The sequence below is a fragment of the Thermodesulfovibrio sp. TK500a genome, from assembly GCF_055381765.1.
In genome coordinates, this window is record NZ_AP041606.1 from 102,338 (window position 1) to 124,729 (window position 22,392).

Here is a 22,392-nt window from a genome sequence, read left to right on the forward strand (position 1 = left end):
TTTTAGATAACGATTCCCTCAAGGGAATGTCGGTTAGCTTTTTTGATTTTTACTTTTATGATTTTCCCGGAAGGAAAATGGCTGGTTAGTTTTACAATTTTATTTGTTCTTGTTCTTCCGAAGGTAAAACCTTCTTCATTTTCCCCTTCTATTAGAACCTCTTGAATTGTATCTTCTAATTGCTTATTTTTAGATTCAGTAATATTATCTTGAAGTTTTAGAACTTCCATTAATCTTTTAGCTTTAATATCCTCATTAATTTTTCCTTCAAGCTTTGAAGCAGCTGTTCCAGGTCTGGCAGAGAATTTAAAGGCAAATATGCCGTCAAATTGAATTTCCGTTAATGCACTGATTGTTTTTTCAAAATCTTCATCTGATTCTTGAGGAAAGCCTACAATAATATCTGAAGTTATTGCAATATCTGGAATATTGTCTCTTAGTGTTTGAATTTTTCTCATATATTCTTCATAGGAATACTTTCGATTCATTAGTTTTAAAATTCTATCTGACCCTGCTTGCAAGGGAAGATGGATGTGTTCACACACCTTCTGATTGTTTTTCATTACATAGATTAATTTTTCTGATAAATCCTTTGGATGGGATGTGACAAATCTTATTCTTTCTATACCTTCTATTTCTGAAATTTTTTCAAGAAGCAAGGGGAAATCTATGTTTTCATGCTGGTAGGAGTTGACATTTTGTCCTAAAAGTGTAATTTCTTTAAATCCTTCCTCTCCTAACCTTTTGATTTCATTATATATTTTTTCAAAAGGTCTGTTTCTCTCTCTTCCTCTTGTAAAAGGAACAACGCAATAGGCGCAGTAGTTGTTGCAACCGTAGATTATGTTAACCCATGCCTTAACATTATCTTTTCTTAAAGTTGGAAAGTCAAAATAGGCTATTTCTGAGTTTTCATCGATGAATATTTTTTCTTCCGAATTATTCTCAATAATTTTTCCTAAAATACTAATATTGTCAGGTCCTATAATGTAATCAATAAAAGGTGCTTTGTTAATCAGTCTCTCTCCCTGGAGCTTTGCAGAGCAGCCAGCTACTATTACTTTTAACTCTGGCTTTCTTCTTTTTAGATGTTTAATTCTTCCCAAGCTGCTCATAAACTTCTGTTCAGCTTTTTCTCTAATTGCACAGGTATTAAATATTATTATGTCTGCATTTTTAGGCTCATCTACCTCATTAAATCCCATTGAGTAAAGAATGCCCAACATTCTCTCAGAGTCATGTTCATTCATTTGGCATCCAAATGTTTTAATATATACGGTCTTCCCTTTCATATATTTATTATAACAGGTCTATTAAAAGTCAATTGAAAGGCTATAATTTGTTGTTGATGAATGTGTTTAAGATAGCACATAATAATACATGATTTATGAGTTTCTTCAGGCAATTCTTATTATCTTTGGGATTTCAGGATTAATAATCTATTTTCTCGGAAAACTTCATATTCCCCCTATTGTTGGCTTTCTTCTTGCCGGAACAATAATTGGTCCTTATGGATTGGGGTTGATAAAAGACCCCCACGAAGTTGAAGTTATTGCTGAGATAGGAGTAATTCTACTAATGTTTACAATTGGAATAGAGTTTTCCATACCTCGACTGCTTTCTTTAAAAAAAGAAGTTTTTCTTCTCGGCATGCTTCAAGTTGCTGTCACAATACTAACAATAACCCTTATCAGTCAGTTTACCCTTAATGCTGACTTAAATAATGCCATATTCTATGGTTTTATAGTAGCCCTTAGCAGTACGGCAATTGTAATGAAACTACTTGCTGACCGAGGAGAATTGAACACTCCACATGGTAAAATCTGTCTCGGTATTCTTTTATTTCAAGACCTTTGCGTTGTACCACTCATGCTTTTCACTCAAATGCTTTCAGGTAAGGGAGGTAGTTACTACAACTTTTTTACCGTTATCCTAAAAGCCTCTGTTATACTATCGATAGTTTTCTTGTTTTCAAGAATTGCAGTTCCTTACATTCTCCATGAGGTTGTAAAGACAAAGAGTAGAGAACTATTCATAATTGTGACTATTTCTATCTGCCTTGGAACGGCTTTCTTTACCTCCAAGTTGGGTCTTTCCCTTGCTCTCGGAGCTTTTTTGGCAGGCGTCGTTATTTCTGAGTCAGAGTACTCAGCTCAAGTAGTCTCAGATATTTTACCTTTTAAGGAAACTTTTTCTGGAATTTTCTTTATATCCGTTGGGATGCTTCTCAATTTAGAATTCATAAGTAAGAATCTAATTGAAGAAATTATTCTTGTTGGAAATATCTTTATTATCAAGGCAACGATTATAATTCTAATATCTTATGTTTTTATCCACTCCTTAAAGGTATCTCTTAAGTCAGCCTTTTCTTTATCGCAGATTGGTGAATTCTCGTTTATACTTGCCTTTACAGGAAAAGCCTCAGGACTTTTAGATGAAACTACTTATCAGAGCTTTATTTCTGCATCTGTTATAACAATGCTGGTAACTCCTTTAATCATCAAATATTCTCCTAATTTCATTGACTACATCATACAGAAAGAACCATTCAAATATTTTGAGAAGTCTGACAAAATAAAGGACACTGACGTGATTGTAAAAAAATCTAACCATGTAATAATAATTGGTTTTGGATTAAATGGTAGAAATCTCGCAAGAGTTCTAAAAGAGACCAAAATACCCTATACAATATTAGAGCTAAATCCTGATACTGTGAGGAAAATGAAAAAAAAGGGAGAACCTATATATTATGGAGATGGAACAAGTCAAGAAATTCTTCACAAATTAGGTTTGAAAAGAGCAAAGGCTCTTGTTGTTGCTATTTCTGACCCAACTGCTACGAGAAGAATAGTCCAGATAGCAAAGACTGAAAATCCAAAAATTCATATTATTGTAAGAACTCGTTTTATAACAGAAATGGAAGAACTGAGAAAATTGGGAGCTGATGAGGTCATTCCAGAAGAGTTTGAAACCTCTCTTGAAATATTTGCAAGAGTTTTACATCTTTTCGGCGTTCCAAGAAATAAGATACTTCAGATGATAGAAACAATAAGACAGGAAGGATATGAAATATTAAGATTGCCAGAACAACCCAGAACAAGAGCAGGAGTAGAGTGCGTTCTTTTCGAAGGACTTGAGATGGATAGTTTTCAGATTGATAAAGACTCGTGGCTTAAAGGACACTCTTTAAGGTCTCTTGATTTGAGACATAAAGCAAAAGTTACAGTAATTGCTATTCAGAGGGGACAGGAAACCTTTTTAAACCCACCAGCAGATTTTACCTTAAAAGAGGGAGATATAATAATATATGTTGGTAATAAGAGGCAGTTAATAGAAGCTTTAAGTTTCTTTCAAAAAGGTTCAGATTAATTTATCTTATAAAACTCATGAATATTTTATCTTCTCTTGCAGGTTTAGTTACTTCTTTTGAATTTTCAATTACTTTTAGTATCCAAGCCATATTTTTTCCAAGTATTCTCATTATCTGAATTCCTTCTTCATCTTTTAAAACTTCTCCTGGATTTCTACCAAAAATTACATTCCAATAATTAGAGGATGGTACAACCATTTCAGCATAATGGAGATAATGTAAAAGTTGGTCAAAGGTGCTAACACCTCCTGAACGCCTATCGGCAACTACAGCTACTCCTACTTTTTGTCTGAATAAGCCTCCATTTACCGAGGATACCAAGAATGCTCTATCTAAAAAACATTTAAAAGTTCCAGCTATACCCGAAAAATAAACTGGCGAACCTAAAATAATACCATCTGCTTTTTTAATTTTTTGTATCCATTCATTGACTTCATCATCTATACTACATTTTTCATTCTTATTCTGAGCGCATTTATAACAGGCAATGCATCCTCTTATTGTTTTACTACCGACCTGAATTATTTCAACTTTAATATTTTCTTTTTCAAGTTCTTCAGCGACCATCTTAATGGCATTAAAGGTGTTACCATTTTTTCTTGGACTACCATTAAACGCTACTACTCTCATTTTTTAACCTCCAAAATAAAATACGGAGAGGGAGGGATTTGAACCCTCGGTGGAGCTTTTAGACCCCACACGCGATTTCCAGTCGCGCCCGTTCGGCCACTCCGGCACCTCTCCAAAATATTATGTATTTTAGCATTTAGATTGTCATATTTTCAAAAAAAAAATTAAAAGCTTGTTTACTTTCTAAACAAAATCCGGAGGAGACTTATAGAATTGCCCCTCCGGATTGAAAAAATTAAAAATTATGCCTTTTTGTGGCAATCATTACATTTAGTTGGTGCTGCTTTACCTGCCTCATTTTCTTTCTTATGACAGTCTATACACTGTTTGTGATAGGCATCCATTGCTTTTATGCCTCCACCCTTTTCAGTTGCCTTTTCTCCTTCAGGATCATGGCATTCTATACACTTAGTTGCTTTTTCTGCAGGATTAGCATCGGTATGATGGCAGGTTTTACAATCAATCTTGTAGTTTTCTGCGTGTTTTTTGTGATTGAATTCAGTAGGTGGAAATTTTGCACCTTCCCAATGGAGCTTGTAAACATCTTGCGGTTTTTGTTGAGCATAAACAAGAGAAATAGCAAGAAGAAACATAGCTAATGTTAAGATTATCAGTCCTTTTTTAGATCTCACTTATCTCACCTCCTTTCATTATTCATATTGGTTATTTTAGTGTTCCTCATGTTCTTCTTCATAACCAGTAAACATTGCTTTAATATGAGCCATTGGAGTGTGTCCGAGAGTCGCTAAATAGAAATGAACAATAATGAAAGCACTGAAGAAAATCCAAAGACCAGTGTGGACTAATGTCGCAATTTGAATGCCGCCTATTAAACTGCCTAAAGGACTGAAAAGATGAGGATCCCATAAAATCAAACCTGTCAAAATTTGAAGTGGAATTAATAAGACCATTATCATTAAGTAAGATATTTGTTGCATCGGATTAAACTTGCTTTCTGGTGTTGGATGATGAGGATTTTTATCGCCTATCATTATTCCGTATCCGTAGTATTTAGCCTGCCGAATTGAATTTTTTATAAATTCTATTGGCTTCCAGAAAGGTGGTATGTATATTTTAAAGAGTTTACCAGAGAGCAAATAATATAAAAGCCATATAAAGTAGTTTGCGAGCAGAATAAATCCAAGCCAACTATGAATGTCGACAGCAGTTTCAAAGCTCATCAACCCCATTGAATCGACAAATCTTATCTGAGCACCAGTTAAGATTAGTATTATAAATCCTATTGCATTTATCCAGTGCCATATTCTAACGGGCAATGGGTGTAGATAGACCTTCTTCATTATTTTCCCTCCCTTCTCTTTCTTCTAATTGGTGCAGTTAAAATTCTTAAAGTTATATGGATTATTGGCACCGCTATACCACCGGCAAGAGCTAAGAAAAATAGAATATCAAGCACTTTTATCTTAGTTAATCCAAGAACATAAAAATCTTTGATATTAGGAATTGCATAGGCAGAATTTAGAGATTTGTTGTCAATTACAAATTTTACAGGTTTCGCTCCTTCTTTATTAATCTCAAGTTGTCCTTTAAAAGGAGCACCTGGATTATGACAGTACGAACAGTCTTTTATTGAGTTGCCTTTTGGTTCAATTTTATGTGCATCATTAGGATTTAAAACGTCTATTCTTCCACTCAAATTAGCTTTTGATTTTTCTTTCATAGCGGCCATGAATTTCCATAGTTCCTGTTCCTGAATCTTTCCATCGCCATTTGAATCAATTTTGGATTTTAATGTTTTAATATCAACATTTAGTGCCTTTGCAACTGCCTCGTCAGTTATAGGCTTATTTTTTGACCTTTCCATTAGAGTAAGAAATACAGCCTTTTCAGCTTTCGTGTGGCAAGAGGCACAAGAGGCTGAGTTGAAATGTACATCCACAAAACTTGTAAGCCTTACTGGTGGATTCCATAGCCACTTATTATGACTTATCTTGGCATCTTTATGACACTTAATACATGAATCTCCCAACTTTGCAAGATTTGTGGGAAGAACATCATGGGAATTATGACAGGAAGAACATGTGGGAGCATTTTGTTTGCCCTGTTTTATGGCCATTTGGTGCACACTTTCCTTAAATGCCTTGCCTGAGTCGCTATGACATTTTATACATAGCTCTGAACTTGCCATTTTATCTTTGCTTATGAATGCTACTTTGTGGTAATCATGACATTTTAGGCAATCTGGTGATTGTTGATTGCCTTTCTTCAGGGCGGCGGAATGTATGCTTAGTTCATACTTTTTAACTGCATCCTGATGGCAGTTGTTACATATGTCTTTTGATTTTGCTCTGTAGTCAGCAAGAGATTCAAAGTTTCTTATGGGATGCTGAGTTGGTGAAAATTCTTTATGACATTCTGTACATTTTAGTTTTTTATGGGCTGAATTTAATATATCTGATTCCCTTACTTGCACAGAAAGAGTTTCTCCATTTTTGAATTTCATTGATATTGCTCTGCTGTGACAACTCAGACAGTATTGATTTTCAGGAAGAGATTTGGCCACTTTGGCAGCCTTTACTCCGTGATAACCGTGACATTCAATACATGAGGCCGTTTTTGTCAGGGCATAGTGAGCGGGATTTTTCTGAAGTTCTTTATCTGTGTGGCATTTCGTGCAGATTTTGTTCATTTCATTGGTATACTGCTTTTTGTCTTTGAAGTTGTAAACAGGATGTTTTACTTTTGAAAAATCATCATGACATACGAGACACTGAAATTTACCGTGAACAGATTTTTTTATCTCCTGTTCGTTTACTCTTAAATTTTTCTTTTCTTTGCTTGGAAGAGTTTTGCTTATATCAAATTGATGACAGCTCATACAGTATTCTGAAAAGCTTACTTTGTTTTTCCATTCTTTCATTGAACCTATATAGTGATTACCATGACATTGAGAACAATATATATCTCCTTTTTTGACAATCGTTCCATGTACTGCTGGCTTCATTAAAGCATCTTTAGGATGACAATTTAGACAGTTAGGAGAGAATTCCTTGATATAGTCATTTTTGCTTCCTATTTTTCTTGGTTTAGGGTGATTTTTAAGAGTGATGTTTGGATGACAGGAAGAGCAATCCAATGCACCGTGAACAGATTTTTCAAACTTAGTTCCATCAATAAACAGAGAGATTGATTCTCCGCTTTCGGATTTTTTCTGTAGGGTTTTAATTCCATGACATCGCAGACACGATTTGGCGTCTTGAGAAACAGCATCTTTGATTGGCAATAAGTAGGAGATAAAGAAACACATTATTACTAATCCACCAATAACAATTGCCCTCATCCCACACTCCTTAGTTTGATATTTTTAAAATTTGAGTTGGAAAATTATAACACAAACAGCAGAGACAATAGCAATTAAAATAGAATTAAAAGCTATAAAACTTTTTTAATTAAGTGATTAATACTTTTTATAAAAAAGAGGGTCTTCGCAGATTTTCTTAAGGCAGGCTTTTATTGTTTTCTCTATTTCTTTACCTATTTCTTCATTAAAACCTACAAATCCCTTGTCTCCAATAAAGGTAACAGGTACTCCCGAAGGGGTTATTCCGTAAGATTTTGACATTGTAAGCAGAAGTTCTCTTGAGGCAGGATTAGACCATACTTCGTAATCTTTAATATCAAGCTTTGTGTATTTCTTTTTTATAACCGATAAAAACTCTTTTTGCTTTGCACAATGGGGACAGCCATCTCCCCAAAAAAAGTATAAAATTACCTTATTTTTGCGTTCAGCCGATGCTACAGAAAAAATTAAAAGAATAGCAGAACTAATAAGTATTAAAGATATCAATAGCCTTTTAGCGTCATTCATAGAAAAATATACCATGTATATGATAAATTAATCAATTACAAGTTATTATCTATGAACAATCCTTTTATGGAGGACTAATGTCAAAGTTTGAGAAATTGAATGAAAAAGTTTGGGATTTTTTTTCATCGGTGGATCTTGCCGTATCTCTTTTCATAGTAATTTCGATAGGTGCTGCTGTTGGCACAATCATACCTCAACAACCAGAGCCTGAGATAACGGTTAGATTTTTTTCAAAAATAATGTCTGAAGAAAATGCCATTAAAATCTACGAAGTAATAAATCTTTTAGACTTAAATAATCTTTACCACAGCTGGTGGTTTACTTTTCTGCTTTTCATGTTTGCTCTAAATCTTATTGTTTGTTCCCTTGACCGATTGCCTGTTCTTATTAAATCCTTTAAATCCCAGCCACAACCTCTTCCAATAAGTATAATTGAAAAAATGCCAATAAAGAGAGAGATAAAGTTTAATGAAAAATCAGATTTCAAAAATAAAGTTATCGATCTTTTGAAAAAAAAAGGTTTTCAAACAGATATTTTTCATACATCAGAAGCTTTGCAAATTCAGGCAAAAAAATGGATTAAGACAAGGTTGGCCATATATGTCACACATTTAAGTATCCTAATAATTCTGGCAGGAGCCCTTATTGGAACTTTTTGGGGTTTTAGAGGCCATATGAATATAGTTGAGGGCACAGGCACTGATTTTGCCATTTCCGATGATGGCAAGGCAATTCCATTAGGTTTCAAGGTATTTTGTGACCGTTTTGAAGTAGACTATTATGAAAATTCAGCAGTGCCTAAAGCCTACAGGAGCTATCTTAGAATTATAGAAAATGAAAATCCTGTAAAATTTAATGGAAAAGAGACTGTATTGATAGAGGTAAACCATCCCCTTTCCTACAAAGGAATAACATTTTATCAGGCCAGCTACGGATTTCAACCACAAGAAAATGCAGAATTCAGATTTACTTACTTTGATAAAAACGGAAAACCTGTTCCTCTAAAAGCAAAATTTGAGGAAAAATTTAAACTTCCAGGTCAAACTGTATCAGTTTCTGTAATAGATTTTTCACCAGCTTTAGGGATAGATGAACAAGGAAGATTATTCAATATGACAACAGATATGATAAATCCAGCGGTTCTTCTTTTATTTGAAGACAAAGGAAAGAGAGAGAATCAGTGGATTTTGAAAAAAATTCCAGAGACATGGGAGACGCCATACGGCAGGATAAGATTTGATGAATTATGGGGAGCACAATACACAGGTATTCAGGTTCGTAAAGACCCTGGCGTTCCTTTAATTTACGCTGGTTCAATACTCATGTGCATAGGGCTTTTTGTGTCTCTTTTCCTAAGACCTATCAATTATTTTGTTACAATAAAGAATAATACAATATGCTTTTATGCCCCCTCTTCGAAGGGTAAGGTCATGACAGAGAAAAAGCTTGAAGAAATAATTAGTGAATTGAAAGGAGAAGTATCATGAGCTATCAGATAATTTCAATTGCAGGCTTATTCTATATTCTTGCAATGCCTATATACATAATTTATATGCTCTCAAAAAATAACAAAGTTGGATATTTAGCTTCCACAACTTTATTATTAGGAGCATCTATTCATATATACGGGTTTGTAAGAAGATTTTTGGAAATGTATGCGATAAATCATTCTGTCATGAGAAGCATTCCGATTACTAATCTCTACGAAAGTCTTGTTTTCTTCGTTCTTTCTTTGGTTATTGGTTATCTTTTTATAGAATGGAAGTATAGAAAGAAGAGTTTCGGAGTTTTTATATCTATAATAGCAGGTATTGGAATCGGACTTACCGAGCTGCTTGGAATGGCAAGAGAAGTTCAACCTCTTGTTCCAGCGCTTAAGAGCAATTGGTTACTTGCCCATGTAACGCTAAGTTTTATCGCTTATGCAGCCTTTGCAATAAGCTTTATAACTGCTCTTTTACACATAATTGTATCATCAGAGAATAAAAAATCCTTCAAGTATTATTTTTCAACAGCTTTGCTGGGAGTTATGTTATTTGTCTTTATATCAATGATAATAGACATAATAACCGCTGGCAATCCAAAATCTGTAAAAATGTTTCACTCTACCCTTGGAAATTCTTCACTATCTATTGCAATTTTAAGTTGGCTATCTCTTTTGGGCTTCATTTTTATTTCCTATAAGTTTAGCGATAAGTTAGTTAAGATATTGAAGGATTTTAGAATTGATGATAATTTTTTAGAGGATATAACATACAAAGGAATTGCCTTTGGCTTCCCTATATTTACGATTGGCGGACTTGTGTTCGGAGCTATATGGGCAGATCAGGCGTGGGGTAGATACTGGGGATGGGACCCAAAAGAAACGTGGTCATTGATTACTTGGTTCGTTTATGCTTTTTATCTTCACGCAAAGTTTATAAGGGGTTGGCAGGCAAATAAAACATCCATGATAGCCGTAGTTGGTTTTATTGTAACCCTTTTTACTTATCTCGGCGTTAATCTATTTCTAAGCGGATTGCACTCATACGGAAGTATGTAAAGAGATGTTAGTATTGGGAATTGATACGTCTTGTGATGACACCTCTGTGGCTGTTTTAGAGAATAGAAAAATTCTAAGCAATATTGTCTCTTCTCAGATACAGTTTCACAGCAAATACGGTGGCATCGTTCCTGAAATAGCCTCTCGTAAGCATATTGAGTGGATATGGGATGTTACCGATAGGGCTATAACAGAAGCTAAGATTGATATTAAAGACATTGACCTGATAGCTGTATGTAAAGGCCCAGGGTTAATTGGTTCTCTTCTTGTAGGCCTATGTTTTGCCAAAGCTATAAGTTTTGCGAGTAAAAAACCAATTATAGGCGTTAATCATTTAGAAGCACACATTCACTCAGTTTTTCTGGAAGATAGATACCCTAATTTCCCCTTTTTAAGCCTTATCGTATCAGGGGGACATACAAGTTTATATAGAGTTGAGGATATTGGAAAGTATAAGGAGTTAGGCAGAACAAGAGATGATGCAGCAGGTGAGGCATACGATAAGATAGCCAAAATGATAGGTTTAACCTATCCAGGAGGTCCGTTAATTGATAAACTTGCAAAGGAGGGTAACGGAGAGCTTATAAAACTGCCAAAACCTATGCTTCACGGCACATTTGATTTCAGTTTTAGCGGTTTAAAAACCGCTGTAAAGTTGATACTAAATAACTTAAGCGATGAAGAGGGAGGATTATCTGATAAACTGAGAAAAGACATTTCTGCATCTTTCCAGTCTGTTGTAGTAGAAGTGTTAATTGAGAAGATAAAAACCGCTTCAGAAAGGGAGAATCTAAAGAGAGTTGTAATAACAGGAGGAGTAGCTGCAAACAGTGAACTCAGGAAGCGAGCATTAGAACTCGAAAAAGAAGGTTTTGAGATTTATTTGCCATCAAAATCTCTATGTACAGATAACGCAGCAATGATTGCTATTGCAGGTTTACATAGATTTAAAAAAGGAGAAAGGTCAGACCTATACCTTAATGCCCGTGCTTATTTACCACTGTAAGTGTTTATGCTAAAATAAATATTTAAAAATTTCCTTAAAAGGATTTTATTATTAAAAATTGGAGGCAACAAATGAAAATTATATTAGCTTATTCGGGCGGTCTTGACACATCTGTTGCAATTAAATGGTTAAAGGATAAGTATTCTGCTGAAGTAATAGCTTTCTGCGCCGATATAGGACAGGAGGAGAATTTTCAAGAAATTGCTGAAAAGGCTATTAAAACCGGAGCATCTAAGGTATTTATAGAGGACTTGAAGGAAGAATTTGTAAGAGACTTTGTATTTCCCATGTTAAGAGCAAATGCCGTTTACGAGGGTGGTTATCTTATGGGAACTTCCATTGCAAGACCTTTAATTGCAAAAAAACAAATAGAGATTGCCATTAGTGAAAAAGCAGAGGCTGTGGCTCACGGAGCTACAGGAAAAGGAAATGACCAAGTTAGATTTGAGCTAACCTATTATGCTCTAAAGCCGGACATAAAGGTTATAGCTCCATGGAGAGACTGGGAGTTTTCATCGAGAAGCTCACTGATTGAATATGCAGAAAAAAATAAAATACCCGTTCAGGCAACAAAGGAGAAGCCTTACAGTATTGACAGAAACTTATTTCATATAAGTTATGAGGGAGGCATACTCGAAGACCCTTGGAATGAACCACCTTCTGATATGTATACAATGACCTTGCCTCCAGAAAAAGCTTCCGATACTCCTCTATTTGTTGAAATAGATTATGAAAATGGAGACCCCGTAGCAATTAACGGAGAAAGATTAAGTCCCGCCAGTTTACTTCAGAGACTTAACAAAATGGCTGGAGAAAACGGCATCGGAAGAGTCGACATTGTCGAAAATAGATATGTTGGTATTAAATCGAGAGGTGTTTACGAGACTCCTGGGGGTACAGTTCTTCATATTGCTCACAAAGCCATTGAATCTATTACAATGGACAGAGAAATAATGCATCTTAGAGATAGTCTTATACCAAGATATGCTGAATTGATTTATTATGGCTATTGGTTTTCACCAGAAAGAGAGGCGTTACAGAAGTTAATTGATGAAACTCAGAAAAATGTTACAGGAACAGTAAGACTTAAATTTTATAAAGGTAACTGTATTGTTCTCGGTAGAAAGTCACCCTACTCTCTTTACAAAAAAGAGCTTGCAACTTTTGAAAAAGACCAAGTTTATAATCAAAAGGATGCTGAAGGTTTTATTAAAATAAATGCTCTGAGGCTTCGAACAATCAAGAAATATAATGAATGAAGAAGAAAAGAAGTTTGCTTTAGCTCTAAATGAGATACAAGACGTTGGTATTGTGAGCATAAAAAAGCTCCTTTCGAAATTTGGTTCTTTCAGAAATATATTTAATGCCGACATAGATGCAATTTCCTCTGTCGAGGGAGTTGGTATTGAGAGAGCAAGAAGGATAAGGAATTTCAATGAATGGAATAAAATAGAAAAACTGATTGAAGAGTGCGAAAAGAAAGACATTAGAATATACACTCTTATGGACAAAGATTATCCAAAAAACTTAAGAGAGATTTATGACCCTCCCGTAGTTTTGTTTTGCAGAGGAGAGATAATACCAGAGGATAAATTTGGAATTGCAGTTGTTGGTTCGCGAAAAATGACTGAATATGGAAGACGGGTAACTGAAAAAATAGCTGCTGAGCTTGCTTTAATGGGCATATGCATAGTAAGTGGTCTTGCACGAGGTATAGACTCAACTGCACACGGAGCAGCTTTAGATAGAAATGGAAGAACAGTTGCCGTTTTAGGTAGTGGAGTATGCAATATCTATCCACCTGAAAACAAAAGGCTTGCAGATAGAATAATTCAACGTGGAGCAATAATCAGTGAATTTCATCCCTACGAGCCACCTAAGAAAGAGAACTTTCCAAGAAGAAACAGAATAATAAGTGGCATGACCATCGGAACAGTAGTAACAGAGGCAACTTTAAACTCTGGAGCACTAATCACTTCCTCTTTTGCACTTGAACAAGGTAGAGAAGTATTTGCTGTTCCAGGAAATATAACCTCTAAAAATTCAGAGGGAACAAATTATTTGATAAAAAAAGGAGCCAAATTAGTCTCATCTGTAGAAGACATACTTGAAGAAATTATGCCCTTTATTCCATCATTAAAGGACACAATAAAAGAACAAAAGGCTGCTCCAGCGGTTATTTTAAAGGAAGACGAAAAGGCGGTTTTTGATATTCTTGAAGAACCATTGAATTTAGATGAGATTTTAATTAAAACAGGATTAAATATTTCGAATTTAGTTGACATTATTTTGAAATTAGAGATAAAAGGATTAATAATAAAGAGAGAAGGAAGATATATCAGGAGGAATTAGATGAAACTTCTTGATTTTTTAAGGGTGCTCGCAAGACAACTCATAGACAATGACTACAATGAAGAGTCAATAAAAGAGCTATCGCTAATGGATATTGATTTAAATCAAATCAAGGAAGAGCTTAATTTTATTGAAGGAAGTGAACTGATTGATATCGAAGAGATTGACATGATAAGAGCTTTACTGGTTTATTTACTTATGAGGGAGACCGATTTACACGAAGATGATATATATAGTTTTATTTTCAGTAAAGGTAAACAGATAGTATGGAACTGAAGAAAAAAAATTTAATAATTGTCGAATCGCCAGCTAAGGCAAAGACTATTAATAAAATATTAGGTAAAGATTTTCAGGTCAAGGCATCAGTAGGACACATAAAAGACCTGCCTGAAGACAGGCTCGGTATAGATATTGATAATAAATTTGAACCAGAATACATAATAATTCCAGGTAAGGAAAAGATTGTAAATGAACTAATAGAGACGGCAAAGAATGCAGACAAAATTTTTATAGCTACAGACCCTGACAGAGAAGGTGAAGCAATTGCTTATCACATAGCTGAAGAGATAAAATCTCCTGAAGACAAGGTATACAGAGCAATTTTCAATGAAATAACTCCAACAGCTGTTAAGTCTGCCATTGAAAATCCTTCTAAAATTGATATAAACAAAGTTTATTCTCAACAGGCAAGAAGAATACTTGATAGACTTGTAGGATACAACTTAAGTCCTTTCCTATGGAAGAAAGTTAAGAGAGGTTTGTCTGCAGGAAGAGTTCAGTCTGTTGCATTAAGAATGGTTGTTGAAAGAGAAAAAGAGATACTTACCTTCAAGCCTCAAGACTACTGGACAATAACTGCTAAATTTAAAGAAAAAGAATATGAGATAGAGGCAAATTTATATAAATATAAAGGTAAGCTTCTTGTCGAAAGAAAAGAGGATAAAAAATTTTTAATAACCGACGAACAAACAGCCCTAAAAATTAAGGATGAGTTAGGTAAGCTTAGTTATATTCTTTCAAAGATAGAAAGAAAGAAGAAAAAGAAAAATCCACCTGAACCATTTAGAACTGCTACTTTACAGGCTCAAGCATCGTCGGTATTAGGATTTTCACCAAAAAAGACGATGATGTTAGCCCAACAGCTCTATGAGGGAATAGACATAGAAGGTGTTCGAGTAGGATTAATCACTTATATGAGGACAGACTCGACAAGAGTAGCAGAGGAAGCAAAAAAATGGGCTAAAAAAATAATAGAAGTAAGCTATGGAAAGGAATATGTTGGAGGAAGCAAAATAGGGGAAGGCAAAAAACAGGCAAAATCTATTCAGGATGCCCATGAATGTATCAGACCAACATATCCTGACAAGTCTCCCGATACAATTAAAAAAAACCTATCTCCAGACCAATTTGCACTTTATAAACTTATATGGGATAGATTTTTAGCAAGCCAAATGTCTCCTGCAGAAATTGACCAGACTACTTATGTAATCGAAGATTTGAATAATACTGCTCAGTTCAGGGTTAGTGGTTCTTTAATCTCCTTTCCCGGATTTCTTGTGCTGTATCGCGATGAAGAAACTGAAGAGGATTTAATCTTACCACCTCTACAAGAAAATACTACTCTCGAAATTATCAATATAAGTTCGCAGAAACATACGACTGAACCACCTCCTCGTTATACAGAGGCCACCTTAGTTAAGGCATTGGAAGATAAGGGAATAGGAAGACCATCAACATATGCAACGATTTTAAGTACAATTCAAGACCGAGGATATGTAAGGAAGATAAAACAAAGGCTTCAGCCAACCTATTTAGGATTTCTCGTAAACGACCTTCTTGAAGAAAAGTTTCCCGAATTAATGGATTACAACTTTACCGCTCGAATGGAGGAAGATTTAGATAAGATTTCATTAAAAGAGGCAGAATGGCGGAGAGTAATAGAGGAGTTTTACAGCGAATTTGAAAAGGCTCTCCAGAGTGCCTCAAAGATATCGAGAATTAGCAAGCCCAAAGAAATAAAAACTTCGGTAAAATGTGATAAATGTGGAAAAGATATGGTGATTAGATGGAGTAAAGGAAATCCTTTTATGGCTTGCTCAGGTTATCCAGAGTGTAAAAATACTAAATCAATAATAAATGAAAGTGAAAACAATTCGGTTATCAAACAGTTAGATGAGAAATGTCCGGAGTGTGGTTCTCCACTACTATTAAGACCAGGCATAAGAGGTGAATTTATCGCCTGTTCAAGGTATCCTGAATGTAAATTTACAAAATCCATAACAGCTAAAGCAAAATGTCCAAACTGTGGAGGTGATATTGTAAGAAAAAACGGAAGAAAAAATAGAACATTCTGGGCCTGTGCGAATTATCCTAACTGTAAGTTTATATTACCAAGCGAACCTTACCCAAAAGAATGTCCTAAATGTGGAGCACCTTATATGCTTAAGAGAAAAGATAGAGAGGGAAATGAAATTTTAGTTTGCCATAATAACAAATGTAAAGTTAAAATAGAGTTTAAGGAAAATTCGGCTGGGACCGACCCTGCGCAACAGAATGGTGTGAACCCCGCCAGGTCCGGAAGGAAGCAACGGTAAGCATTTAATTCTGGGTGCCGCAGCAAGTCGGTCCCTTTAACAAGGAATAAAAATGGCATATCTCGGACTTGCAAGAAAATACAGACCCCAGAAATTTTCAGACCTTATAGGTCAAGAGATAATAGTTAAGATACTTCAAAACTCATTAAAATCAAATAAACTCTCTCATGCTTATGTATTTTCTGGCCCTAAAGGTGTTGGAAAAACATCAACGGCACGAATACTGGCAAAAGCTCTTAACTGTCAAAATGAAGAAGAAAAGCCATGTGATAACTGTCCTTCCTGTATTGCAGTAAAAGAAGGTAAAGCAATGAGTGTAATAGAAATAGATGCTGCCTCTCATACCTCTGTTGAAAACATAAGAGATTTGAGAGAAAATATTCGTTATGCCTCTGCTGAAGGTCTATACAAAGTTTACATAATCGATGAAGCCCATATGTTAAGTCAGGCAGCATTTAACGCCTTTCTAAAAACTCTCGAAGAACCACCCCCTCATGTAGTTTTTGTTTTAGCCACTACTGAGCCTAAAAAAATTCCTCTTACCGTTTTAAGTCGTTGTCAACATCTTCAGTTCAGAAGAATCTCTATAAATTCTATAAAAGAAAGACTTGAGACCATATGTAAAGAAGAAGATATTAAGATTACCGACGAAGCTTTAAGGATAATTGCTTCTAATGCCGAAGGAAGTATGCGAGATGCTCTAACCTTGCTTGATCAGATTGCAGCCTATGCAGATGAAATCTCTGTTGAGGAGCTAAATCTACTGCTTGGAACAATGGATGTAAAGATTCTCTATGAGCTTTCGGAGTATATAATTTATGGAAACAGGGAGAAATTGATTTTTAAGATTGATGAACTAAATGACTGTGGCACAGATTTCAAACTTTTAACAAGAGATTTAATCAATTTCTTAAGAAATCTACTCATAAAAAAAGTTGCAGGTGAAAAAATTATTTTTGTCTCCGAAGAAGAATTAAATCTACTCAAGGAACTCGAAAAGAAGACATCGGAAGAACATTTAATTTTAATTCTAAAAGAGCTAATAAATTCAGAATATTCAATAAAAAATTCCCTATTTCCACGAATAAATTTCGAATTAGCTTTATTAAGGCTCAGCATGTTGTCAAGCTTTAGAAATATTGACTCTGTCATGCAAGAATTTAAGAAACATAAGGAAGAAGAAAAAACAGAGGAAAAGTATGAAATCTCAGGTGAATATACATTTGAGGAAAAGTGGCAGAATTTTTTAAAAAAGCTTGATACAGAAAATCACATTCTCGCTGCCAAGATAAAACAGGCTAATGTTAATTTTACAGATGAAGAAATTCAACTGATTTACAATGGTGGCAGCACATTTTGTGCCGAATCTGTTCGAGAACGCCTGCAAGAAATAGAAGAGTTAATGAGGCAGGCAGGATTAAATAAAAGAATTTTAGTAAAAGAACATAAAAAATCAGACAATCTTAAAGATAATTTTTCATTAAACGCAAACAACAATAATGAAAAAGTTTTAGAAAACAAAATAGTAAAGGAAGCGCTACAGCTTTTTGAAGGAAGAATTTACAATATAATTCCTAAAAGGGGAGGAAAGAATGTCTAAAAAAATGTTCGGTGAAATTATGAGGCAGGCTCAAAAAATTCAGGAAGAAATTCAGAGAAAGCAAGAGGAAGTAAAAAAGATGACCGTTGAAGCTACAGCAGGAGGAGGCATGGTTACAGTCAAGGCAAACGGTGCTGGAGAAATAGTCTCAATCAAAATCGACAGAGAGGTTGTTAATCCTGATGATATTGAAATGCTTGAAGACCTTGTCCTTGCTGCTGTAAACGAAGCAGTGAAAAGGGCTCATGAACTTGCCCAGAGCGAGATGGCTAAGGTTTCAATGCCATTTAATCTTCCGGGCATGCCAGATTTAAGCAGTCTTTTTGGTAAACTATGAGCAATCCCTTAGAAAATCTGATAGAAAACCTCTGTAAACTACCAGGCATAGGTAGAAAGACCGCTCAAAGGCTTGCATTCTATATTATGGGAATGGAAGAAGAAGAGGCGATAAAGATAGCGGAAGCAATAACGGATATAAAAAAGAAAGCCCGATACTGCTCTGTTTGTTATAACATTACCGAAAATGAAAGATGTAGCATATGTGAAAATCAAGATAGAGACCAATCTACAATATGTGTAGTAGAAGAACCAAGTAATATTGTCTTATTCGAGAAAACAGGCTACAAGGGTGTATACCACGTTCTATGCGGAACACTCTCGCCTGTTGATGGTATTACACCAGACAAGCTCAAAATAAGAGAACTTGAAGAGCGAGTGAAAACAGGACAAGTAAAAGAAATAATCATAGCAACAAGTCCTAATAATAAGGGTGAGCTTACAGCCCAGTGGATAAAGGAAACTCTTAAAAATTATGAACTAAAGATTACGAGAATTGCCTATGGATTACCTATTGGTATTGACATCGAATTTGCAGATGAAGTAACATTGTCAAAAGCTTTAGAAGGAAGGAAGTCTTTTAATGCATGAGGAGTTTAAAAAGAAGAGAATTGAGCTTAATAAAAGCTTAGAGGAGATTTCTGAACATACCAAAATAAAAAAATGTTGCCTCAAAGCCATAGAAGATGGAAATTTTGAAGAATTACCTGTTGAGGTTTATGCACGGTCTTACATAAAAACATACGCTCAATATCTCAAAATATACCCTACTGAAATATTGAAAGAATATGATAAATTTTTAGAAAAAAAGCAAACTTCTCAAAAACCAGAAGTTGTCTCAGTTAGAGAAATTCCTATAAAAGAGGAGAAAAAGAATAAAAAAGTTCCTAAAGGAGTCTCAACAGCCCTAATAATAGGGGCAGCTTTATTATTGATAATTATCTTGCTAAATATTGAAAAAAAAGAATATACCCCTCCTTCCTTAAACTTACAAAAACAGGTAACTCTTGAGGATGCTAAAAAAGAAAGCAAAGATGAGCAGATAAACAAAAAAAATGAAAATATGCTTGAACAGAAAACTCTTAAAATAGAGGCTACTGATAAAGTATGGATGAGGATTACTATTGATGAAAAGGAAAAAAAGGAATTTTTTCTAAATCCAGGACAGTCTCTTGAGTTAAAAGCTACAAAATCCTTCAAATTACACATCGGAAATGCTGGCGGTGTAAAGATTGTCTTTGATAATAAGGAATTCGAGAAATTGGGTGAAACTGGACAGGTAGTTTATTTAAATCTTCCTCAGGATAGAAATTGACAGATAATAAAATCTTAGAAATAATAACACAAGCAGGAAAACCCCTCTCTTTTAGGGAAATATCAGATAGCTTATCTCTAAAATCTTCAGAGAGAAAAAAATTAAAAACGATACTAAAACATCTTATAAAAGAAGGAAAAATTTTAAGAAATCGGAAGGGGCTTTATCTTCCTGTAAAAGAAGTAAAACTTGTTGCCGGTTATTTTGAAGCCCATAGAAATGGTTATGGCTTTTTAATTCCCGACTCTCCCTCTGAGAACGATGTTTTTATCCCACCGCATGCCACTATGGGAGCTATGAATGGTGACAGAGTTATAGTGAGAATTGAACATAGGAGAAAAAGAGAGGGTAGAATAGTAAGAATTTTAGAGAGAGCCACTAAAAAAATAATTGGCACTATAGAGAAAACTGGTCCTATTCTTACGCTTCAGCCGAGAAAAAAGTTTTTTAATCAACAGATTGTTATTAAACCTTCAGAAATTAAAGTTAGTGAAGGTGACCTTGTACTTGCAGAGATAACTCATTTTCCCTCTGGAAATAAACCTCCAGTAGCTAAAGTTGTGAAAATTTTTGAAAAGCCAAAATCTCCTAAAGAGGATATTGAAATATTGCTTTATGAATATGACCTTCCCCGAAAATTTTCAGCTAATACTTTAATATTTTCAAAGAAAATTGCTGATAGGGGAGTTTTAAAAGGGAATATAAAAAACAGAATAGATTTAAGAAATCTTATTACTGTGACAATAGATGGAGAGAATGCAAAGGATTTTGACGATGCCATTTCAATCAAAAAATCAAAAAAGGGATTTATTCTGTGGGTACATATAGCTGATGTCAGCCACTATGTAAAATGGAATAGTTTAATAGATGAAGAGGCAAGGACAAGAGCTACGAGTGTATATTTGCCAGACAGGGTAATACCTATGTTACCACCAGAATTGAGTGAAAATCTATGTAGTTTACTCCCCAAAACTCCAAGATTAACTTTTACCGTAGAAATGCACTTTAACAACTCGGGAGAACGAGTCGAAACCCTTTTTTACCCAAGTATAATTCAAACTGCCGAGAGAATGACCTATACATCTGTAAAAAAGATTTTATTAGATAAAGACAAAGATGAGACAAAGAGATATAAAAACTTGGTTTCTCATTTTGAAAAAATGGCAGAGCTATGCGATATACTAAAGAATAGAAGACAAAAAAGGGGAAGTCTTGATTTTGACCTTCCAGAACCAGAGGTTTTACTGGATATAAAAGGAGACCCCCTTGCAATTATAAAAGCTGAAAGAAATCTCGCCCATTTTATAATTGAAGAATTCATGATAGCAGCTAATGAAGCAGTAGCGGAATTCTTATTTGAAAACAAAATACCCTGTCTTTATCGTGTCCATGAGGAACCGGAAGCGAATAAAATAAATTATCTAACAAAAATAATACGAAATCTTGGCATTTTAAAGGGAGAACTAAAACCAAAGGAGTTTCACGAATTTCTTGGTATTATAAAAGGAACTCCTCAAGAAGAGATAGTGAATTATCTAATTTTAAGAAGCTTAAAACAGGCAAGATATAGTCCTGAAAACGTTGGTCATTTTGGTTTAGCCTCACAGTGTTATACCCATTTTACCTCGCCCATTAGAAGATACCCAGACCTCATTGTCCACAGGATTTTGAAGGAATTTTTAACAAAAGGTAAGCTGTCTAAAGAGAAAATCAAGGAATTAAATGAAATACTACCAGACCTTGCCGTTCATTGCTCCAAAAAAGAACGTCAAGCAGATGAAGTTGAAAGAGAATCTGTGCAGATAATGAGGGTATGGTTCATGAAAGACCGTGTGGGAGAAGAATTTGAAGGTAAAGTTACAATGGTTACTTCCGAAGGACTTAGAGTAAGACTTGAAGATTACTATATTGAGGGATTTTTACATCTATCACATATGACTGATGATTTTTATCAGTTTGATGAAAACAGATACTGCCTTATTGGTCTTAGAAGAAAAAGAAAGTTTACTATTGGAACTCCTGTTTCTGTAAGATTATGCAAGGTAAACATTGAAGACAGAGAAATTATATTTGACCTTCTATAAATAGGACTTCGTATGTAGCATAAATACCATCTGAATTTCCGAAGAGTTTATTGTAGAGACGACAGAAGTTTTGGAAGGATTGTTTACCGGAAAATTTCTTCTTTTCCGTAAAATTAGTGCCTGTAAGTTTATGGGAAAGGAAAAGTTCTCTTACACTTGAATACTTCTGCTTGTATTTAAGTATCTTATATTTAATGGGGATATCAATATCTTTAAATATGGATAAGTAAAAATCAGCTTCTTTCAATTCATATACTGAACCAAAACCTGTTATTTTTGATACTTGCTCTATTTCTTTTAGAGTCTGTGATGTAAATATGGAAAAATAAAATTTGCCACCTTTTTTAAGAATCCTCAAAAGTTCTGAAAAGTTTGATTTAGGATTGGATAGCCAGTGTAATGCAGAGGAGCTAATCAGCAAGTCAGCTATTTGATTTTTCAGAGGAATTTCCTCTGCTCGAGCATTTATAAGATAATGTGAACTATCTGTATTATTCTTCATTTTCTTTAAAAATTCAAATGAAATATCTACATGGATAAATTTCTGAAAGTTAATTTTATCTGATAAAATGGTCATAATTATTCCGCTTCCACTTCCTATTTCAACAACTTTAGGATAAATGCCAAACTGTATGTTCTTTGTAAGTTCAAGAGCTACTTGTTTTTGAATAGAGGCATAGGATTCGTAGGTATTTGCTGCTTTGTTGAAATAAAATTTGATATCTTTCATATAT

Annotated in this window: 19 protein-coding genes, 1 tRNA gene, 1 other RNA gene and 1 pseudogene; 14 read left to right on the forward strand and 8 right to left on the reverse strand. The window is 34.6% G+C overall.

The window, feature by feature from the left end; all coding sequences use genetic code 11:
• Nucleotides 1-2: 2 nt before the first annotated feature.
• The gene (miaB, locus tag ACZ430_RS00485; RefSeq protein WP_464910603.1) at nt 3-1,292 is read right to left on the reverse strand and encodes a tRNA (N6-isopentenyl adenosine(37)-C2)-methylthiotransferase MiaB; all 1,290 of its coding nucleotides are present in this window, start codon (nt 1,290-1,292) and stop codon (nt 3-5) included.
• 88 nt (nt 1,293-1,380) lie between these two features.
• On the opposite strand from miaB, the gene ACZ430_RS00490 reads away from it, so the two are divergent.
• On the forward strand, nt 1,381-3,369 hold the full coding sequence (locus ACZ430_RS00490; RefSeq protein WP_297210152.1) for a monovalent cation:proton antiporter family protein: 1,989 nt from the start codon (nt 1,381-1,383) through the stop codon (nt 3,367-3,369).
• A gap of 1 nt (nt 3,370) precedes the next feature.
• Here ACZ430_RS00490 and ACZ430_RS00495 read toward each other — a convergent pair whose 3' ends face one another.
• The 6 genes from ACZ430_RS00495 to ACZ430_RS00520 all read right to left on the reverse strand — a co-directional run bounded on the left by ACZ430_RS00495 (nt 3,371) and on the right by ACZ430_RS00520 (nt 7,829).
• Nucleotides 3,371-4,000, reverse strand: a complete 630-nt coding sequence (locus ACZ430_RS00495; protein ID WP_297210150.1) for a flavodoxin family protein — start codon at nt 3,998-4,000, stop codon at nt 3,371-3,373.
• A 23-nt stretch (nt 4,001-4,023) separates the two neighbouring features.
• Nucleotides 4,024-4,114 (reverse strand) — tRNA-Ser (locus tag ACZ430_RS00500).
• 128 nt (nt 4,115-4,242) lie between these two features.
• Nucleotides 4,243-4,632, reverse strand: a complete 390-nt coding sequence (locus ACZ430_RS00505) for a cytochrome c3 family protein (RefSeq protein WP_297210147.1) — start codon at nt 4,630-4,632, stop codon at nt 4,243-4,245.
• Between the two features lie 36 nt (nt 4,633-4,668).
• The gene (locus ACZ430_RS00510) at nt 4,669-5,301 is read right to left on the reverse strand and encodes a cytochrome b/b6 domain-containing protein (protein WP_297210144.1); all 633 of its coding nucleotides are present in this window, start codon (nt 5,299-5,301) and stop codon (nt 4,669-4,671) included.
• Nucleotides 5,301-7,301: a cytochrome c3 family protein gene (locus ACZ430_RS00515; RefSeq protein ID WP_297210141.1), complete on the reverse strand. Its 2,001-nt coding sequence runs from the start codon at nt 7,299-7,301 to the stop codon at nt 5,301-5,303. Before ACZ430_RS00515 ends, ACZ430_RS00510 begins: the two co-directional genes overlap by 1 nt.
• A 117-nt stretch (nt 7,302-7,418) precedes the next feature.
• Nucleotides 7,419-7,829, reverse strand: coding sequence for a glutaredoxin family protein (locus tag ACZ430_RS00520; RefSeq protein WP_297210138.1), 411 nt, complete (start codon nt 7,827-7,829; stop codon nt 7,419-7,421).
• A gap of 77 nt (nt 7,830-7,906) precedes the next feature.
• Between ACZ430_RS00520 and resB the strand changes: the two genes are divergently transcribed.
• The 13 genes and pseudogenes from resB (at nt 7,907) to rnr (ending at nt 21,658) form a co-directional block, all read left to right on the forward strand.
• The gene (resB, locus tag ACZ430_RS00525) at nt 7,907-9,316 is read left to right on the forward strand and encodes a cytochrome c biogenesis protein ResB (RefSeq protein ID WP_297210135.1); all 1,410 of its coding nucleotides are present in this window, start codon (nt 7,907-7,909) and stop codon (nt 9,314-9,316) included.
• Nucleotides 9,313-10,371 carry a c-type cytochrome biogenesis protein CcsB gene (ccsB, locus tag ACZ430_RS00530; RefSeq protein ID WP_297210132.1) on the forward strand — a complete coding sequence of 353 codons (1,059 nt, stop codon included), beginning with the start codon at nt 9,313-9,315 and terminating at the stop codon, nt 10,369-10,371. The genes resB and ccsB overlap by 4 nt, the downstream gene beginning before the upstream one ends.
• A gap of 4 nt (nt 10,372-10,375) precedes the next feature.
• On the forward strand, nt 10,376-11,377 hold the full coding sequence (tsaD, locus tag ACZ430_RS00535) for a tRNA (adenosine(37)-N6)-threonylcarbamoyltransferase complex transferase subunit TsaD (protein ID WP_297210128.1): 1,002 nt from the start codon (nt 10,376-10,378) through the stop codon (nt 11,375-11,377).
• A gap of 71 nt (nt 11,378-11,448) precedes the next feature.
• Nucleotides 11,449-12,636: an argininosuccinate synthase gene (locus tag ACZ430_RS00540; protein ID WP_297210125.1), complete on the forward strand. Its 1,188-nt coding sequence runs from the start codon at nt 11,449-11,451 to the stop codon at nt 12,634-12,636.
• Nucleotides 12,629-13,729 carry a DNA-processing protein DprA gene (gene dprA / locus ACZ430_RS00545; RefSeq protein WP_297210122.1) on the forward strand — a complete coding sequence of 367 codons (1,101 nt, stop codon included), beginning with the start codon at nt 12,629-12,631 and terminating at the stop codon, nt 13,727-13,729. Before ACZ430_RS00540 ends, dprA begins: the two co-directional genes overlap by 8 nt.
• Nucleotides 13,730-14,005 carry a hypothetical protein gene (locus ACZ430_RS00550; RefSeq protein ID WP_297210119.1) on the forward strand — a complete coding sequence of 92 codons (276 nt, stop codon included), beginning with the start codon at nt 13,730-13,732 and terminating at the stop codon, nt 14,003-14,005. It abuts the gene before it with no gap.
• Nucleotides 13,996-16,119 (forward strand): annotated as a pseudogene (gene topA / locus ACZ430_RS00555) (type I DNA topoisomerase); the annotation flags it as partial. The gene ACZ430_RS00550 and the pseudogene topA, both read left to right, overlap by 10 nt.
• A 142-nt stretch (nt 16,120-16,261) precedes the next feature.
• An RNA gene (gene ffs / locus ACZ430_RS00560) (signal recognition particle sRNA small type) lies at nt 16,262-16,360 on the forward strand.
• Between the two features lie 15 nt (nt 16,361-16,375).
• Nucleotides 16,376-17,923: a DNA polymerase III subunit gamma/tau gene (gene dnaX, locus ACZ430_RS00565; RefSeq protein ID WP_297210116.1), complete on the forward strand. Its 1,548-nt coding sequence runs from the start codon at nt 16,376-16,378 to the stop codon at nt 17,921-17,923.
• The gene (locus ACZ430_RS00570; protein ID WP_297210113.1) at nt 17,916-18,260 is read left to right on the forward strand and encodes a YbaB/EbfC family nucleoid-associated protein; all 345 of its coding nucleotides are present in this window, start codon (nt 17,916-17,918) and stop codon (nt 18,258-18,260) included. Before dnaX ends, ACZ430_RS00570 begins: the two co-directional genes overlap by 8 nt.
• Nucleotides 18,257-18,850 carry a recombination mediator RecR gene (recR, locus tag ACZ430_RS00575; RefSeq protein WP_297210110.1) on the forward strand — a complete coding sequence of 198 codons (594 nt, stop codon included), beginning with the start codon at nt 18,257-18,259 and terminating at the stop codon, nt 18,848-18,850. Before ACZ430_RS00570 ends, recR begins: the two co-directional genes overlap by 4 nt.
• Entirely contained in the window at nt 18,843-19,574 is a 732-nt protein-coding gene (locus ACZ430_RS00580) for a helix-turn-helix domain-containing protein (RefSeq protein ID WP_464910604.1), read from the forward strand. Before recR ends, ACZ430_RS00580 begins: the two co-directional genes overlap by 8 nt.
• Nucleotides 19,571-21,658 carry a ribonuclease R gene (gene rnr, locus ACZ430_RS00585; protein WP_297210105.1) on the forward strand — a complete coding sequence of 696 codons (2,088 nt, stop codon included), beginning with the start codon at nt 19,571-19,573 and terminating at the stop codon, nt 21,656-21,658. The genes ACZ430_RS00580 and rnr overlap by 4 nt, the downstream gene beginning before the upstream one ends.
• Here rnr and ACZ430_RS00590 read toward each other — a convergent pair.
• Nucleotides 21,639-22,388, reverse strand: a complete 750-nt coding sequence (locus ACZ430_RS00590; RefSeq protein WP_297210102.1) for a methyltransferase domain-containing protein — start codon at nt 22,386-22,388, stop codon at nt 21,639-21,641. The genes rnr and ACZ430_RS00590 overlap by 20 nt on opposite strands.
• Nucleotides 22,389-22,392: the final 4 nt, after the last annotated feature.